Below are 17,949 nucleotides of genomic sequence, written 5' to 3'. Positions count from 1 at the left end.
ACCTCATTCTGCCGGTTCGGGCTGCAGGACTTGCGTCATCTGCGCTGATGCGCGCGGCTCCAGCCACGAGCAGATGGCCGAGAGGAAGGCCTCGCTGCTCAGGATCGAGAAGTGATCGTCGCCGACCACGCCCTGGTCTGCTGCGTTCGGCAGCCGAGCCTCGAGCCAATCGCGCTGCCGCAGCCGGCCCGACGTCCACCAGCAGCCCGGAGCGGCAACGAGCTCCGCAGGCCAGTCCGCATCCCGCGCCAGTCGTCCGAGGTGCCGTCCGACCCTGAATGCGCCGATGACATCGTCGACGCCGAGAACGCGGTCGCGCGATTGCGTTGGCGCCGTGCCGATCGCATCCACGACCAAGCGGCGGATCGCCTCGTCCGTGGCCGGCTCGTCGGCGGAGCGGATTGCCGCCACCTGCGACATGATCCCCGACAGCTGCACGCCCGGTACCGCGGCGGACAGCAACCCGAGCAGTTCGTCGGTCCAATGCCGCTCGGCTGATCGTTGCTCACCGCGATCCGGGGGCGGGACGAAGCTGTCGATCAACGCAAGGCGTTCGACCAGTTCGCCGCGTCGTTCCAGTTCGGCCGCCACCAGGCATGCGACCAGCCCGCCGAGCGACCAGCCGATCAGATGGTAGGGTCCCCTGCCCTGCGCCCGCACGATCTCATCGGCATAGTCCGCCGCCATCGCGGCCAGCGACTGATCGGCAAACGACGTCGCGATCAATGTCCGGCATTGCAGGCCGAGCAGTTGGCGCCGCCCCTCCAGGCGGCGCGCCAGCGGCGCATAGTCGAACACGGTACCGAAGCCGCCATGCAGGCAGAACAAGGGCGGCTCGCCCGGCACTGGTGCGCTCAACGGCAGCAGCGCCGACGGTATCGACGCTCCGCTCTCCGGCGCACCGATCAGGGACCGGATGGTCGGCCTCTGCAGCAGATCGCGCAGCTTGATCTCGCCGCCAATGATCGGCTCGCGGCGAAGCCGCGCTATGACCTTCAGGCTCAGGATCGAATTGCCGCCGAGCTCGAAGAAATTGTCGGTCACGCCGACCTGCGGAACACCGAGAACCTCGGACCACAGTCGGGCCATGACGACCTCCGCCGGGCTTTGCGGCGCGACGAACGCGCGCGCAGCAGCGACGTCGGGCGCCGGCAGCGCCTTGCGGTCGACCTTGCCGCTCGACAGCGTGGGCAGACGGTCGAGCACGATCAGTCGGGCGGGCACCATGTAGGCCGGCAGGCTTCGGCGCAGCGAAGCGGTCAGGCTCGCGGAGAGCCGCTCCGACGCGGAGCCCGCGGCGTCGCTTGCGTTCCTCGGCGCAACATAGGCGACGAGCTGGTTGCCGCCGGTGCCGGGCATGGCGAGCACAGCAGCCTGCGCGACCGCATGCTCCGACAGCAACGCCGACTGGATTTCGCCGAGCTCGATCCGGAAGCCACTGACTTTGACCTGATCGTCGCTGCGCCCGAGATATTCGATGGTGCCGTCGGCGTCCCATCGCGCCAGATCGCCGGTTCGGTACAGGCGAGCGCCGGCATCGGAGGCAAATGGATCCGGAACGAAGCGCTCCGCGGTCATGCCAGGCTTGGCGTGATAGCCCCGCGCGAGACCGAAGCCGCCGATATAGAGCTCGCCCGCCGCCCCGGCGGGAACGACGTTGAGGTGACCGTCGAGGATATAGGCCGCGCGGCGGCCAACGGGAACGCCGATCGGCGCATACGCCGTGTCGCACTCAGCTCTGTCGTTGACTTTCCAGACAAGCGGCGTCACGACCGTCTCGGTCGGGCCGTATCCGTTGATCAGGATCTGCGGCTTCAGCGTCCGCTTCACCTTGTCAAAGCCGGCCCGGGGCATCGCCTCGCCGCCGAACGAGTACAGCTTCACCGGCGGCGGATTGCCGGTCTGCTCCACCCACTCTGCAACCTGCTGCAGATAGGCCGGCGGCAGGCCTATATGCGTGACCCGTTGCGCCCGCAGCATCTCCACCGTCTGCTCCGGAGTCCATAGTTCTGCATCACGCATGACGAGCCGTGCGCCCAGCGAGAGTACCGTCAGCCACCGCTCATGGGCGCCATCGAAAGCGAGCGACAGGAAATGCAGCTCGCAGGAGTCCTCATCGATCTCGTAGAGAGCCGCAGTCGCGCGGCAGTGCATGGCGAGAGGCCCATGCGCAACTGCCACCCCCTTCGGCCGTCCGGTCGAGCCCGACGTGTAGATCACATAGGCAAGGTTCTCCGGATGCAGACGCAGCGGCGGAGCGTCGCCCGAACCCGCATCGAAGTCGAATGCATTGAGATCGACGCGTTGGACGCCATCGGGCGCGGCGATGTCACGTAAGCCGGACAGCAGGAGTATCATGCCGGAATCGCGCATCACGTGCGAGATCCGTTCCGGCGGCAGCTCGGGATCGAGCGGAACATAGGCTCCGCCCGCCTTCAGCACAGCCAGCAGCGCCACCATCGTCGCTTCCGTGCGCGCAACGACGACGCCGACGCGCTGGTCCGGCTTGACGCCCAGCGTCATCAGGTGATGCGCGAGGCGATTGGCGCGACAATCGAGCGCACCGTAGGACAGGCTCCTGTCCCCGATCGTCAGCGCGGTCCGCTCGGGAGTGGTGCGCGCCTGCCTGCTGATCGCCTCATGCACAAGCGGAAGCGATGCCGCAGGCGTCGCATGGCTGTTACAGATGAGCGCACGCTCCGTATCCTGGACGGTGGCCGCATCGATCGCGCCCAGCCTGACCTCGGAATCCCGCGTCACAACCGTCAACAGACGTTCGAACTGCGCCCTGATCTGCTCGGCCTCATGGGACGTGAAATGGCTCGGCATGTACGTGAACTCGACCTGCAGCGCGTCCTCGACCATGACCGACAGATCCATCGGATAGTTGGTCACGTCGACGTTGCGCAGGCCGCCGAACCGGAGCGAGCCGTCGCCCTGCAGCAGGCCGCGTTCGATCGGATAGTTCTCGAACACGATGATGCTGTCGAACATGGATTCGCCGCTGCGACCGGCCCAGCCCTGAATCTCGTAGAGCGGCGTATGTTCATAGTTGCGGATCGCGACGTTGCGGGTCTGCATCGCGCGCAGCCAATCGCCGATCTTGCAGTCTGGTGAAGGTGTCTCGATGATCGGCAGCGTGTTGATGAAGAGGCCGACCATCTGCTCGGCTCCGTCGAGGCCCGCCGGACGGCCGGCTACCGTAGCGCCGAACGTGACGGTCTCCCGGCCGGTGTAGCGCTGCAGCAGCAGCGCCCAGACGCCCTGGATGAGAGTGTTCAGCGTGATGCGCTCGCGGCGGGCAAACACCTTCAAGGCGGATGTCGCGTCCTCGCCGAGCCGCGTGTGGCAGCGCCGATGCCCCTGTGCATCGTGGCGACGCGCGCCGAACGCGTCAGCCAGTTGCGTCGGCTGATCGAAGGCGACCAGCTGTCCGCGCCAGAAGCGCTCGGCGGTCTGCGCATCCTGGGCCAGAAGCCAGGCGACGTAATCGCGGTAATGCGTCGGATTGGGCGCGAGCGTGCGTCCGGCATAGCGCTGCAGGATTTCGCCGATGAAGCGGGCCGAGCCCCAACCGTCCATCAGGATGTGGTGATAGGTCCAGATCAGGCGGTGGCAATCGTCCTCCACGCGCAGCAGGCGCACGCGCTGCAGCGGCGGCCGCGCGAGATCGAACTCGGCGTCACGCTCCGCAGCCAGTGCCGCCGAGAGCCTGTTCTCGTCGATGACCTGCCCACGCCAGTCCTCCATTTCGAACGGCACTGTCGCATGATGATAGACAGCCTGCAGCGGTGAGCCCGACGGCTCACGCCAGAGAAAGCCGGTGCGCAGCATCGGATGGCGTGCGGACACCTCCTGCCACGCCGTGCGCAGGCGCCCGACATCCAGACCGCGGATTTCGACGCTGACCTGGTTGACGTAGACGCCGCTGCCGGCATCGCGCAGGCTGTGGAACAGCATGCCCTGCTGCATCGGCGACAGCGGGTAGATGTCCTCGATGCGGTCCCAGTCGAGACCGAGCCGCTCGAGCTCCGCGTCCGCCAGACCAGATAGCGCACCACGTGCGAGGACAGGTGTCGGCTGAACGTCCTCTATCGCGCGGCAGGCTGGCGCGAGCAGCTCGATCGTCTGGTGCCGGAACACGTCCCTTGGCTCCAGCGCGAGACCGGCGCGACGCGCGCGACTGATCATCTGCAGCGAGATGATGGAATCGCCGCCGAGCTCGAAGAAATTGTCGGTGACGCCGACATCCGGATGGTGCAGCAGCTCGGCCCAGATCGCGGCGAGCGCGGCCTCGGTCGGGTTGCGCGGCGCGACACGTTGCGCCTCGGTCGGGCGCGCATCAGGCGGCGGCAGCGCCTTGCGGTCGACCTTGCCGTTCGGGGTCAGCGGCAGTTTTGGCAGCACCATCACCCGCGACGGCACCATGTAGTCCGGCAGCACCGACACGAGCGCCGTGCGCAAGTCCGCGCCATCGAGCGCCTCATCGCCGCTGACGTAGCCGACCAGTTGCCGGCTGCCGCCCAGCTCCTGCGCCACCACGACGCTGTCGCGCACGCCAGGCTGTGCCCGCAGCCGCGCCTCGATCTCGCCGAGCTCGATGCGATGGCCGCGGATCTTCACCTGATGATCGGCACGGCCGACATGGTCGAGCACGCCATCGGACCGCCAGCGCGCAAGGTCGCCCGTACGATACAGCCGCGCACCGGAGTTGCCGAACGGATCCGGAATGGAGCGCTCCGCGCTCAGCCCAGCACGATTCCAATAGCCGCGGGCCAGCCCTTCGCCGCCGATGAACAGCTCCCCGGCCACGCCGACCGGCGCGAGGTTGAGATCATCGTCGAGCACGTACAGCGTGGTGTTGCCGATCGGACCACCGAGCATCGGCGAAGGATGCTCAGCATCGAGCCGATAGCGGGCCGACCATACCGTGGTCTCGGTCGGCCCATACAGATTCCAGACCTCGCGGCTCAACGCGGTCAGCCGCAGCGCCAGATCAGGCGCCAGCGCTTCGCCGCCACTCAGCACGCGGCACCCGTTCGGCAGCCACGCGTCCCTCCCCTCGTGATCGAGCAGCATGCGCCAGCTTGACGGCGTCGCCTGGATCATGGTCACGCCATGCCGGGCCACGAGCGCCTTCAGCCTGGCCGGATCATGTGCCGCGGCGCGATCGGCCAGCACCACGCGTGCGCCGTGGGTCAGCGGCAGCCACAGCTCCAGCACCGCGATGTCGAACGACAGCGAGGTAAGCCCGAGCACACGATCCTCACGAACAATGCCCGGCTGCTCAGCCATCGTCGCCAGGAAGTTCGTCACCGCGCCATGGCGCACCATCACGCCCTTCGGCAGCCCAGTCGAGCCGGAGGTGTAGATGACGTAGGCGAGGTTCTCCGGATCGACGGCGACGTCGAGATTGCCGGCATCGCCGGTGGCTCCTCCCGGCATCGTATCGAGCAGCCAGGCCTCGGCGCCGCTACGTTCCAGCACAGGTACAAAACGCTCGTGCAGTGTCTCCTGCGTCAGCAGCAGCTTGGCGCCGCTGTCGCTCAACATGTGGGCGAGCCGCTCCGCGGGATAGTCCGGATCGAGCGGCAGATAGGCTCCGCCCGCCTTCAGCACCGCGAGCAGCGCCACCATCATCGTGACGCCGCGCTCCAGCGCCAGCCCGACCACGACGTCGGGGCCGACACCGCCCTCCCTCAGCCGCCGCGCCAGCCGATTCGCCCGCGCATTCAGTGCGCCATAGCTGATCGTCTCCTCGTCATGCACGACAGCGATAGTATCAGGCATATGTGCTGCCTGCGCCTCGAACTGGGTGACAAGACTGGCTGATGTCGTCGCTCTGACCGTGTCGTTGACGCGCGCAAGCGTCTCCAGGTCACCTGGAGCACACGCAGCGATACATCCGACCGCCTTCTCCGCATCCTGGCTGACGGCCGCGAGCAACTGAACGAAAGCGACCTGAAGCCGGTGGATCTGACTTTCGTCAAAATAGCGCCGCTGGAAATTGAAGACGAGCCGCAGTTCACCGTCGAGACCGACGCTGACGAACAGCGGGTAGTTGCTGGTCTCCAGGATCTTCGTCCTGCTGGCGCTGAGCCGCCCACCTTTCGTCTTCAGGGCCTGGTCGACCGGATAGTTCTCGAACACCAGGATGCTATCGAACAGCGGCCGTCCAGCCCGGCCGGCCAGGCGCTGGATCTCCGCGAGCGGCATCCAGCCATGATCTCGCAGGGCGAGATTGCGATCCTGCAGGTCCCGCAGCCAGGCGCCCACGCTCCATTGCGGATGTACGCGATCGACCACCGGCAAGGTATTGATGAAGAGACCCACCATCTCTTCGGCCCCGGCGAGGCCGGCAGGCCGATCGGAAACCGTCACACCGAAGCAGACCGTGTCCTGGCCGGTGTATCGGCGCAGCAATTGCGCCCACGCAGCTTGAACGACCGTGTTCAGGGTCACCCGCTCGCGGGCCGCCAATTGTTGCAGCCGTTCGCTGAGATCTCCATCGACCGCCATTGTGAGAGAGCCGTGGCCGATCGTGTCGTCAGCGCCGGCCTGCGCCAGCAGGCTCGGCTCATCGAGCTCCGCCAAGGCTGCGCGCCAGAACTCCGATGCAGCATCGTGATCCCTGGTACGAAGCCAGGCGATGTAATCGCGATAGCGCAGCGACTGGCTCGGCAAGGAGTCGTGCTCCAGCAGCCGCATCACCTCGGCCATGAACCTGGCCGAGCTCCAGCCGTCCATCAGGATGTGATGATGGGTCCAGATCAGCCAATGGCTGTCATCATCGAGCCTGATCAGGCGGACGCGCTGCAACGGTGGACGCGACAGATCGAAACCTTCCGCGCGCTCGCGCTGCGCGACAGCATTCAGCGCATCGTCCAGCGCTGCGGGCGCGAGCCCGGCTGCGCGCGCACGCCAGTCTTCCTCGGTAAAGCGCGTCTCCGCGTGACGATAGACGACCTGCTGCGGCGGTCCTGACAGTTCGCGCCAGAGGAAGCCCGTGCGCAGCACCGCATGGCGATCGGTGACCGCCTGCCAGGCAGCTCGCAACCTGGCCGAATCAAGGCCGCGGATCTCGGCGGTGAGCTGGTTGACGTAGACCCCTGTGCCGTCATCGTGCAGCGCATGGAACAGCATGCCCTGCTGCATCGGCGACAACGGATAGATGTCCTCGACCTTACGCCAGTCCAGCGCGAGCGCATCGAGCTCGGCCTGGGTAAGCTGCGACAGCGCGACATCGGACGGCGTCAGCCCACAGGCGTCACCGGTGCAGTGATCGACCAGCTCACGGAGCGCCGCTGCGAAATGGTCCGCCAGACGTGCGACCGTGGCGGTTCGATAGCGCTTCCTGCTGAACCCGAACGACAGCTGCAGGCAGCCGCCCTGTACCCGCGCATTGATGGCGAGGTGGTGCCGCAACGGACTCGACGCGGCACGTGACGGACCGGCGCTCTCGTCCGCGATAGCAAACAACGCAGCCTCGCCGGCGCTGTCATCGATCTGGCCGAGATAGTTGAATCCGACCCGCGGCCCGGCGCCGGCTGCGAGCGCAGCCCGCTGGGCATCGGAGCCGAGATAGCGCAGGATGCCGTAGCCGAGACCCCGATGCGGAACGGACCGGAGCATCTCCTTCGTCGCCTTGATCAGCGCAGCCGGGTCCTGTGCTCCACCGACGAGATTCACGGGAAACGCCGTCGTGAACCAGCCAACGGTGCGCGACAGGTCGAGCCCGCCGCCGAGATCCTCGCGGCCATGGCCTTCGAGCTCGATCGCCACATTCTCCCGGCCCGACCATTGCCACAGCGCCCGTGCCAGCGTCGCAAGCAGGAGGTCATTGACCTGGGTTCGATAAGCCGCAGGGGCTGTCCCCAGCAGGCGAGCAGTCAGCTCTGCACTGACAGCCAACGGCACTTCGTCCGCGTCGGCGATCGTATCGCGACCTGCGTGATCGTCGTCGCACGGCAGATCGTCCTCCCGCCGTATCGCCGACCAATGGTCCAGCTCTGCAGCCAGCTCGTCGGAGCGTGCATACGCCTGAAGCATTGCCCCCCACTGCGCGTAGGCATGCGTCTTCGGCGGCAGCGTCACCGCCGCGTCTCCGCGCACGAGCTGCGCGTAAGCGGTCGCGAGATCCTCCAGCAGCACACGCCAGGACACGCCGTCGACCACGAGATGATGGATCACGATCAGGAGCCGTTGTTCGCCGTCCGGCAGATCCATCCCGACGACGCGCACAAGCGGCCCCCGAGCGAGCGAGAGGCTCGCCTGGACCCCGGCGGCGAGCGCGCTCACCGCGTCACCATCGGCAATCTCGCATCTCTGGAACAGATCTGAGACCGCCGGTCCCGGCGCGTGCTCGGCGTGCCAAACGCCGTCGACCGGCGCGAAGCGCAGTCTCAGCGCATCATGATGAGAGGCCACGGCCGCCACCGCGCGATGCAGCGCATCCCAGTCGAGGCGCTGCCGGGGCTTCAGCAGCAAGGCCTGATTCCAATGGTCGGGCGATTCCAGCTGCTGCTCGAAGAACCTGCGCTGGATCGGCAGCAATGAATGCGGTCCGGCGACCACCCCCTGCTCCGCCGTCGTCTCCAGCCGCGTCACGGGCTGCGCCTCGCGCGCCAGGGCTTCCAACGTCTGGTGCTTGAAGACATCACGCGGCTCGATCACGAGGCCGGCACGACGCGCGCGACTGACCATCTGCAGCGAGATGATGGAGTCGCCGCCGAGCTCGAAAAAATTGTCGGTGATGCCCACATCCGCCTGGCGCAACAGCTCCGCCCAGATCGCTGCCAGGGCGACTTCATTCGGCGTCCGCGGCGCGATCCGCCTCGCGACATCGGAGACCTCCGGCGCGGGCAGCGCATTGCGGTCGACCTTGCCGTTCACCATCAGCGGCATACTTGCGAGCACCACGATCCGCGATGGCACCATGTAGTCCGGCAGAAGGTCTAACAAGGCGTCGCGGAGCGTTGTGCCGTCGAGCGTGCCGTCACCGCTGACATAGCCGACGAGTTGTCGCCCCGCGCCGAATTCGCGCGCGATCACGACGGCGGACCTGACCGCCGGCTGCTGCAGCAATCGCGCCTCGATCTCGCCGAGCTCGATGCGGAAGCCGCGGACCTTCACCTGATGGTCCGTGCGGCCGACATAGTCGATCGCACCATCGCCGCGCCACCGCGCCAGATCACCGCTGCGATAGAGCCTCGCGCCGGGCGACCCAAAGGGATCGGCGATGAAGCGCTCGGCCGTCAGTGCAGCGCGACCGAGGTAGCCGCGCGCGAGGGCGTTGCCGCCGATGTAGAGCTCGCCGGTCGTTCCTTCGGCCACCAGATTGAGATCGCCATCGAGAATGCGCAGCACGGTCCCCGGAATCGGATATCCGATCGGCACGCGCGTCCCGCTCGGTTCGCGGCAGTTCCAGAAGCTGGCATTGATCAGCGCCTCGGTCGGCCCGTAGCGATTGTCGAACCGAATCGTCGGGAACAGCGCGTAGACCTGCTCCATCAGCTGGACCGGCAACGCCTCACCACCGGAGAAAAGCCGCTTCAGGGTCACACATCGTCCGGCCTCCGGCTCGGCGATGAATTGCGCGAGCATCTGCGGCACGAAATGCAGTGTGGTCACGCCGTGAGCGGTGACCGCATCGATCAATCGCCTGGGCTCGCGATGAGCACCGGGCGGTGCGATCGCAAGCCGCGCACCCATCGTGAGCGGCCACAGGATCTCCCAGACCGCGACGTCGAAGCTGAACGGCGTCTTCTGCAGCAGCGTCTCGTCCGGCTCGAGCCCATATTCGGCCTGCATCCACGACAGCCGCGCCGCCAGAGCACCACGCGTGCAGGCGACGCCCTTGGGCTCTCCGGTGGAGCCCGACGTATAGATCACATAAGCGAGGCTGCCGGCATGCACGGGAACGCGCAGGTCGGAGCTGTCGCTGTCGGTCCACATCAGATCATCACCAGCCGGGTCGACCACGATCAGCCCGGCGTCGGCTTCCGCGGCGATCGCCGTGAGCTGGTCGCGCAGCCGAGCCTGTGTCAGCACCAGACGTGCGCCGCTGTCGCGCAACATCGCCGCGAGCCGTTGGCCCGGATAGTCGGGATCGAGCGGCAGATAGCCCGCGCCGGCCTTCAACACCGCGATGACCGCCACAACCAGATCGATGCTACGCTCGAACGCGAGCCCCACGGGGGCATCCAGACCGACACCACGCTCACGAATCTGCCGAGCCAGGCGATTCACACGCTCATTGAGCTCGACGTAACTGATCCGATCATCCTCGCAGATCAAGGCAGTCGCGGCCGGCGACATCGCGACCTGCTGCTCGATCCGCGTCACGACATCGATGAAATCCTCATTCGCCGTCTGCGCGGCGGTACCCGAGCTCCAACCCAGCACCCGTCGCGCCGTGACATCGTCAAGCCCATGCAGTTCCGCGAGCGGCCGGCCATTTTCGCTGGCAATACGGTCGAGCAGGCAAGAGAAAGCGGCCTGGATGCGCTCGATCTGCGCCTGATCGAACCGGTTGCGATCGTAGCGGAAGCCAAGCCTGATACCGGACTCCGTGACGAAGACGGCCACGGTGAGCGCATAGTTCGTGATCGAAATCTGCTCGGCGCGGCCTGTGCGCGGACCCTCGCCCGCCTGGTCGCGCAGCGCATCGTCGATCGGATAGTTCTCGAACACGAAGATGGTATCGAACAGTGGACGACCGGCGCGGCCGGCGAGGCGCTGGATCTCGTAGAGCGGCATCCAGCCATGCTCACGCAGGTCGACGTTGCGGTCCTGCAGGCCGCGCAGCCAATCGCCGACCAACGTCTGAGGGCTCGCGTCGTCGAGAACCGGCAGGGTGTTGATGAACAACCCGACCATGTCCTCGACGCCGGCGATTTCGGGCGGACGACCTGAGATGGTGGCGCCGAAGCAGACGGCCTGCTGGCCAATCAGCCGCCGCAGCAGCTGCGCCCATGCGCCCTGCAGCACCGTGTTCAAGGTCACCCGCTCACGCCGCGCCGCGGCTTGCAGCCGCTCGGCCTGCGGCGGATCGATGATGAGGTCAATCGAGCCATGGCCCGCCGCAGGCTCCGCCGGCCCGCCGAGCGCATCGGCGAGCAGGCTCGGCTCAGTGAGCGCCGCGAGCTGGCTCGACCAGAACACGCTCGAAGCCTCGCGGTCCTGGCGCAGCAACCAGTCGATGTAGTCGCGGTACCTGCCCCGCGGAGCAGCCAGCGATCCACCGCGCACATGGTGCATGATATCGGCGATGAGCCGCGCCGCGCTCCAGCCGTCGAGCAGGATGTGATGATGCGTCCAGATCAGTCGGAGAACACCGCCGCCGAGATCGAGGAGACGAACCCGCTGCAGCGGCGGCCGTGACAGATCGAAACCGGCCTGCCATTCGGCGCGCGCCGCATCGGCCAGCGCGGCATCGCGTGCGGCCTCATCCATCGACGCGGCCCGGTCGCGCCAATCCTCCTCGACGAAGGGGACCGGCACGTGCCGATAGACCACCTGCTGCGGCGCGTTCGACAATTCGCGCCATACGAACGCAGTCCGCAGCACGGCGTGGCGCGCAGTCACCGCCTGCCACGCCGCCCGCAACCGCGCCGCATCGACACCGCTGATATCGACGGCGATCTGGCTGACATAGCTGCTGCTTTCAGCATCGCGGAGCGCGTGGAACAGCATGCCCTGCTGCATCGGCGACAGCGGATAGACGTCTTCGATCTCGCGCCAGTCGAGCGTCGATCCCAGCAGGTCGAGCTCAGGCTGGCTCAGCCGCGCCAGCGGCACGTCGGACGGCGTGATGCCGTACACACCGCTCGTGCAATGCGTGACCAGTTCGCGCAAGGCCGCCGAATAGCCGGCCACGAGCCGCTCGACCGTGGCGCGGCGATAGCGGCGGCGGCCGAAGCTGAACGTCAGTCGCAATTGGTGGTCCAGCACCTGGCCGTTGATGCTGAGCCAGCGGCCGAGCGGCGCGTTGGCGCTGCGCGACGGACCGGCGCTTTCCGGCGCCACGGCGAAGGCGCTATCGGAGCCGAGACTGGAGCCGAACTGGCCGAGATAGTTGAAGACGATCCGCGGCTCCGCGCCGCCTGCCAGCGCCTCGCGCTGCTCGGGGCTGCCGCAATGACGCAGCACGCCGTAGCCGAGCCCGCGCGATGGGATGGCGCGCAGCTCCTCCTTGATCGACTTGATCAGCGCGGCGTCATCACGCGAACAGTTGGACAGGCGCACCGGAAACGCGGTCGTGAACCAGCCGACCGTCCGCGACAACTCGACACCGTCAAAGATATCTTCACGGCCGTGCCCCTCCAGCTCGACGAGGACATCATCGAGCCCGCTCCAGCGCCCGACCGCACGGGCCAGCGCGGCAAGCAGCAGATCATTGACCTGCGTGCGATAGGCCGCGGGCGCGTCCTTGAGCAGCCGCGTTGTCAGATCTGCATCGAAGGCGACGACAATTTCTTCGCCATCGGCGACAAGATCGATTTCACCATGCGCCTCGTCGCACGGCAGATCGCGGGCTGCGGTCCGCATCCGCCAGTAATCGAGCTGCCCTGCCAGTTCTGCGCTGGCAGCGTAGGCTTCGAGCTGCTTGCCCCACGACGCAACGGATTGACTTTTGGACGGAAGCGCAATCGCCGCGACGCCCTGCACGGCCTGGCCGTAGGCCGAGCCGATGTCCTCCAGCAAAACACGCCAGGACACGCCATCGACGACGAGATGGTGCACGACGATCAGAAGCCGCTGGCTGCCGTCAGCAACGTCCATTCCGACGAGGCGGAGCAACGGCCCCTGCAACGACAGGCTCGCCTGCGCCGTAGCAGCAACCGACGTGATCTCAGTTCCGGCAACGGCGCGGATCCAAAGCAGATCGTCTGTCGACGGCGCTTCGCCAGTTCGCGCCTGCCACTCGCCACCGACCTCAACGAACTGCATCCGGAGCGCATCGTGATGCGACACGAGGGCGGTGACGGCCCGTGCCATCGCGCGCCAGTCCAGCCGCGCGCCGGGCACGAGCAGCACGGCCTGGTTCCAATGATGCCGCTCGCCTACGTCTTCAGCGAAGAAGCGACGCTGGATCGGCAACAATGGCACCGGGCCTTGGTCGTGTGCGGTCGGCTCCGCCGACGCATCCGCCGGACGCTCGAAGCGCGCGATACGCGCGAGCTCCTGGAGCGTCTGATGCCGGAACAGGTCGCGCGGCTCGATCCACAGGCCGCGCTGGCGTGCGCGCCCGACCACCTGCAGCGAGATGATGGAATCTCCGCCCAGCTCGAAGAAGTTGTCGGTCAGCCCGATACGGGGCTGCCCAAGCAGCTCGGCCCAGATCACCGCCAGCGTCAATTCTGCCGGCGTTTGCGGACCGACGTAGTCCGTCTCTGCGGAAGATTGCTCGGGGATTGGCAGGGCTTCACGATCGACCTTGCCGTGGACCGTGAGCGGCATCCGCGGCAGCGGCACGATTCGCGCCGGGACCATGTAGTCCGGCAGCTCCCCGAGCAGTGCCGCCCGCAGCTCCGTCTCATTGAGATCACTCCTGCCACAGACATAGCCGATGAGCTGCTGTCGTCCCGCGATCTCGCGCGCGACGACCACGGCCGACTGGACGCCGGCCTGTTGCATCAGCCGCGCCTCGACCTCGCCCGGCTCGATGCGGAAGCCGCGGATCTTGAGCTGATGATCGGAACGGCCGACATAGTCGATCACCCCGTCGGCGCGCCAGCGTGCCAGATCGCCGCTGCGGTACAGGCGGGCACCCGGCTCGCCGAACGGATCCGGGATGAACCGCTCCGCCGTCAGGGCCGGCCGCTGCCAATAGCCGGTCGCGAGTCCGTCGCCGCCGATATGCAGCTCGCCGGTGACCCCGACCGGCACGATGTTGAGATCGCCGTCGAGAACGAAAGCCGAGCGGCGGCCGACGGGACGGCCGATCGGCGCATAGGCACACGCGATCTCGGCATCGGCCTCGACCTTCCAGACCAGCGGAGTGACCACAGTTTCCGTCGGACCGTAGCCATTGATCAGCTTGCGTGGTCGTAGCGCGTGCCTGACCTTGTCGAAGCCCGCCTTCGGCATCGCCTCTCCGCCAAACGAATACAGCGATACGGGCGGCGGATTGCCGCGCCACGCGGCGAAGTCGGCGAGCTGTTGCAGATAGGCCGGCGGGAAGCCGGCATTCGTGACCCGCTGCGAACGCATGACGTCGAGAGTCTGCTCGGCCGACCAGAGGTCGGCGTCGCGCATCACCAGCGCGGCGCCGCAACTCAGCGCGGTCCACAGCCGCTCATGCGCGCCATCGAAGGTGAAGGAAAGGAAGTGCAGTTCGCGCGACTGCCGGCCCATCTCATAGAGCTCGGCGGTGGCATCGCAATGCATTGCGAACGGCCCGTGGGCGACGGCAACGCCCTTCGGCAGGCCGGTCGAGCCGGAGGTGTAGATCACGTAAGCTGGGCTCTGCGGATGGACCTCGACCGCAGGATCGGTCTCCACGCCTTGAGATGGCATGAGGCCGAGATCCACGACACTCACACCCGGCATGGACGGCAACTGCATCGCGCCGGCGGCTTCGACCAGCACGACGCACGCGCCGGCATCGCGGATCGTAGCTGACTGCCGCGCCGGCGGATGGTCGGGGTCGAGCGGCAGATAGGCCGCGCCGGCCTTCAGCACGGCGATGAACGCGGCAACAAGATCGGGCGAACGCTGCATCGAGATGCCGATGAGCGCGCCGGGACGAACACCGAGCGCAATCAGCTGCCGCGCGATCCGGCTGGCGCGGCGATCGAGGAACTCATAGCTGATCGTCTCGGCGCCGAAGATCAGCGCCGGTGCGTCCGGCGTTTCCCGGGCGTGTTGGGCGAACCTCCGATGCACCGGCAGGAACGACTCGGACGCACGGGCGACGGCGTTCCATTGTCTGACATCGTCGCGTTGCTGGACGGACAGCAGATCGAGCGATGCGATCCGGCGCGACGGATCCGCGACCATGGCCTCCAGAATAGCGCACCAATGCGCGGCAACGCGCTCGATCGTGGTCCGGTCGAACAGCGCGGTGGCAAACGAAAACAGCGCCGAGATGTCTCCCGATGGCGCTTCCTCGGTGTCGACAGCAAGGTCGAACTTGACCGTATCGATCTCGGCGGCGAGCGTCTCGATCTGCAACTCGGCAGCGCCCGGCGCCTGTGCAAGCTCACGCCGGCGCTGGTGATTGTAGAGCACCTGGAACAGCGGGTTCTGGCTCAGGCTGCGCTGCGGCTGCAGCACGTCCAGCAACCGCTCGAGCGGCAGATCCTGGTTGTCCTGGGCCTCGAGCGACGTCTCACGCAGCGAGTTGATGAGGTCCGCCATGGTCCAACGGCTGTCGATCTTCGAGCGCAGCACCTGCGTATTGACGAGCAGGCCGATCAGCCGTCGCGTTTCCGATCGATCGCGATTGGCGAGCGGAACGCCGATGCTGATATCGTGCTGGCCGCTATAACGATAGAGCAGCAGGTTCAGCGCCGCGAGCAGAATGACGAACAGCGTGGTCTCGTGCCGCCGCGCCAGATCGCGCAGGCTGTCGGACAGCCTGCCACCGAGCAAAAGGCGCACGCCGTCGCCGGACGGGTCGGCCTGAGCCGAGCGGGCACGATCGAACGGCAGCTGCAGCATCGCCGTGTCCTGCAGGCGGCCGGTCCAGTAGCGGAGTTGCCGCTCCCCTTCCACGGCGCCGATCCACAGTCGCTGCCAGGCAGCGAAATCAGCATAGTCGATCTCCTGGGCGGGTAGCGACGCGGCCTCGCCTCGGACGTCGGCACGATAGAGCCGCCAGAACTCGTCGGTCAGCACCTGCATCGACCAGCCGTCGGCCACGATATGATGCAGTGTCACTGCGAGAATGTGATCCTGCTCGCCGAGCATCAGCAGAGCCGCGCGCAGCAGCGGGCCGGCTTCGAGATCGAACGGCATTGCGGCCTGTTCGCGCAACAATTGGCGTGCCTGCTGCTCGCGGTCAGGGCCATCGAGATCGATGCGGCGCAGTTCGACTGAGATCGGCGGGCACACGATCTGCTCCGGCTCGCCCCCCTCCTGCCGGAACACGGTGCGAAGCGCAGCATGACGCACGACCAGCTCGTTGATCGCCCGCTGCAGTGCGCCGACATCGAGCCGGCCGCGCAGGCGGATCGCAACCGGCATGTTGTAGGCGGAACTACCCGGATCCATCCGCCACAGAAACCAGAGACGGGCCTGGGCAAACGACAGCGGCGCCCGCTGCAGATTCTGACGCGCGATCGGCAGGATCGACAGGTCGATGCCCTTCGCGGCCAGTTGCGCCAGGAAGGCGCGCTGCTTCTCGGCATCGAGACGCGTCAATCGCCGCGCAATCTCGCTGAGCTGCTGGGTCTGAAGTCCGGACTGATCATTCATTGGCGAGCTCGACTTCCCTGAGCGCATCGAACATGGCGGCGATGTCGTCGCTGCGCCGGTTCTCGGGCGGATCCTCAGCCAGCGCCGACGCCATCATCTCGACCGTCGTCAGCTCGAACAGCCGCTTCAGCGGCAGATCGCGCGCGAGATCGCGCTTGATGCGGCCGACGAGTTGGACCGCGACCAGGGAATCGCCGCCGAGCTCGAAGAAATTGTCGGTGACGCCGACATCCGGATGGTGCAGCAGCTCGGCCCAGATCGCGGCCAGCGCGGCCTCGGTCGGGTTGCGCGGCGCGACGCGTTGCGTCTCGGTCGGGCGCGCATCGGGCAACGGCAGCGCCTTGCGGTCGACCTTGCCGTTCGGGGTCAGCGGCAGTTTTGGCAGCACCATCACCCGCGACGGCACCATGTAGTCCGGCAGCACCGACACGAGCGCCGTGCGCAAGTCCGCGCCATCGAGCGCCTCATCGCCGCTGACGTAGCCGACCAGTTGCCGGCTGCCGCCCAGCTCCTGCGCCACCACGACGCTGTCGCGCACGCCAGGCTGTGCCCGCAGCCGCGCCTCGATCTCGCCGAGCTCGATGCGATGGCCGCGGATCTTCACCTGATGATCGGCACGGCCGACATGGTCGAGCACGCCATCGGACCGCCAGCGCGCAAGGTCGCCCGTACGATACAGCCGCGCACCGGAGTTGCCGAACGGATCCGGAATGGAGCGCTCCGCGCTCAGCCCAGCACGATTCCAATAGCCGCGGGCCAGCCCTTCGCCGCCGATGAACAGCTCCCCGGCCACGCCGACCGGCGCGAGGTTGAGATCATCGTCGAGCACGTACAGCGTGGTGTTGCCGATCGGACCACCGAGCATCGGCGAAGGATGCTCAGCATCGAGCCGATAGCGGGCCGACCATACCGTGGTCTCGGTCGGCCCATACAGATTCCAGACCTCGCGGCTCAACGCGGTCAGCCGCAGCGCCAGATCAGGCGCCAGCGCTTCGCCGCCACTCAGCACGCGGCACCCGTTCGGCAGCCACGCGTCCCTCCCCTCGTGATCGAGCAGCATGCGCCAGCTTGACGGCGTCGCCTGGATCATGGTCACGCCATGCCGGGCCACGAGCGCCTTCAGCCTGGCCGGATCATGTGCCGCGGCGCGATCGGCCAGCACCACGCGTGCGCCGTGGGTCAGCGGCAGCCACAGCTCCAGCACCGCGATGTCGAACGACAGCGAGGTCAGCCCGAGCACGCGATCCTCACGAACAATGCCCGGCTGCTCCGCCATCGTCGCCAGGAAGTTCGTCACCGCGCCATGGCGCACCATCACGCCCTTCGGCAGCCCAGTCGAGCCGGAGGTGTAGATGACGTAGGCGAGGTTCTCCGGATCGACGGCGATGTCGAGATTGCCGGCATGCCCGATGGCTCCTCCCGGCGTCGTATCGAGCAGCCAGGCCTCAGCGCCGCTACGTTCCAGCACAGCTACAAAACGCTCGTGCAGCGTCTCCTGCGTCAGCAGCAGCTTCGCGCCGCTGTCGC

The 17,949-nt window shown here is 67.1% G+C and carries 2 protein-coding genes (1 of these 2 cut by a window edge); both read right to left on the bottom strand.

Annotation, left to right across the window (positions count from 1 at the left end):
* Positions 1 to 3: 3 nt before the first annotated feature.
* Positions 4 to 16,422 (bottom strand): non-ribosomal peptide synthase/polyketide synthase, encoded by a 16,419-nt coding sequence (locus tag LQG66_RS00445; RefSeq protein WP_231322179.1) that lies wholly within the window; start codon positions 16,420 to 16,422, stop codon positions 4 to 6.
* On the bottom strand, positions 16,415 to 17,949 hold the end of the coding sequence (locus tag LQG66_RS00440; protein WP_231322176.1) for a non-ribosomal peptide synthetase. It continues 5,050 nt past the right edge of the window; the window shows 1,535 of its 6,585 coding nt (coding positions 5,051–6,585); the start codon falls outside the window, past its right edge — the gene reads right to left on this strand; its stop codon occupies positions 16,415 to 16,417. Before LQG66_RS00440 ends, LQG66_RS00445 begins: the two co-directional genes overlap by 8 nt.

The sequence above is a fragment of the Bradyrhizobium ontarionense genome, from assembly GCF_021088345.1.
GTDB classification, from domain to species: Bacteria; Pseudomonadota; Alphaproteobacteria; order Rhizobiales; family Xanthobacteraceae; genus Bradyrhizobium; species Bradyrhizobium ontarionense.
The sequence above is the reverse complement of the archived record's forward strand: the minus strand, read 5'-3'. Positions and strand labels throughout refer to the sequence as shown.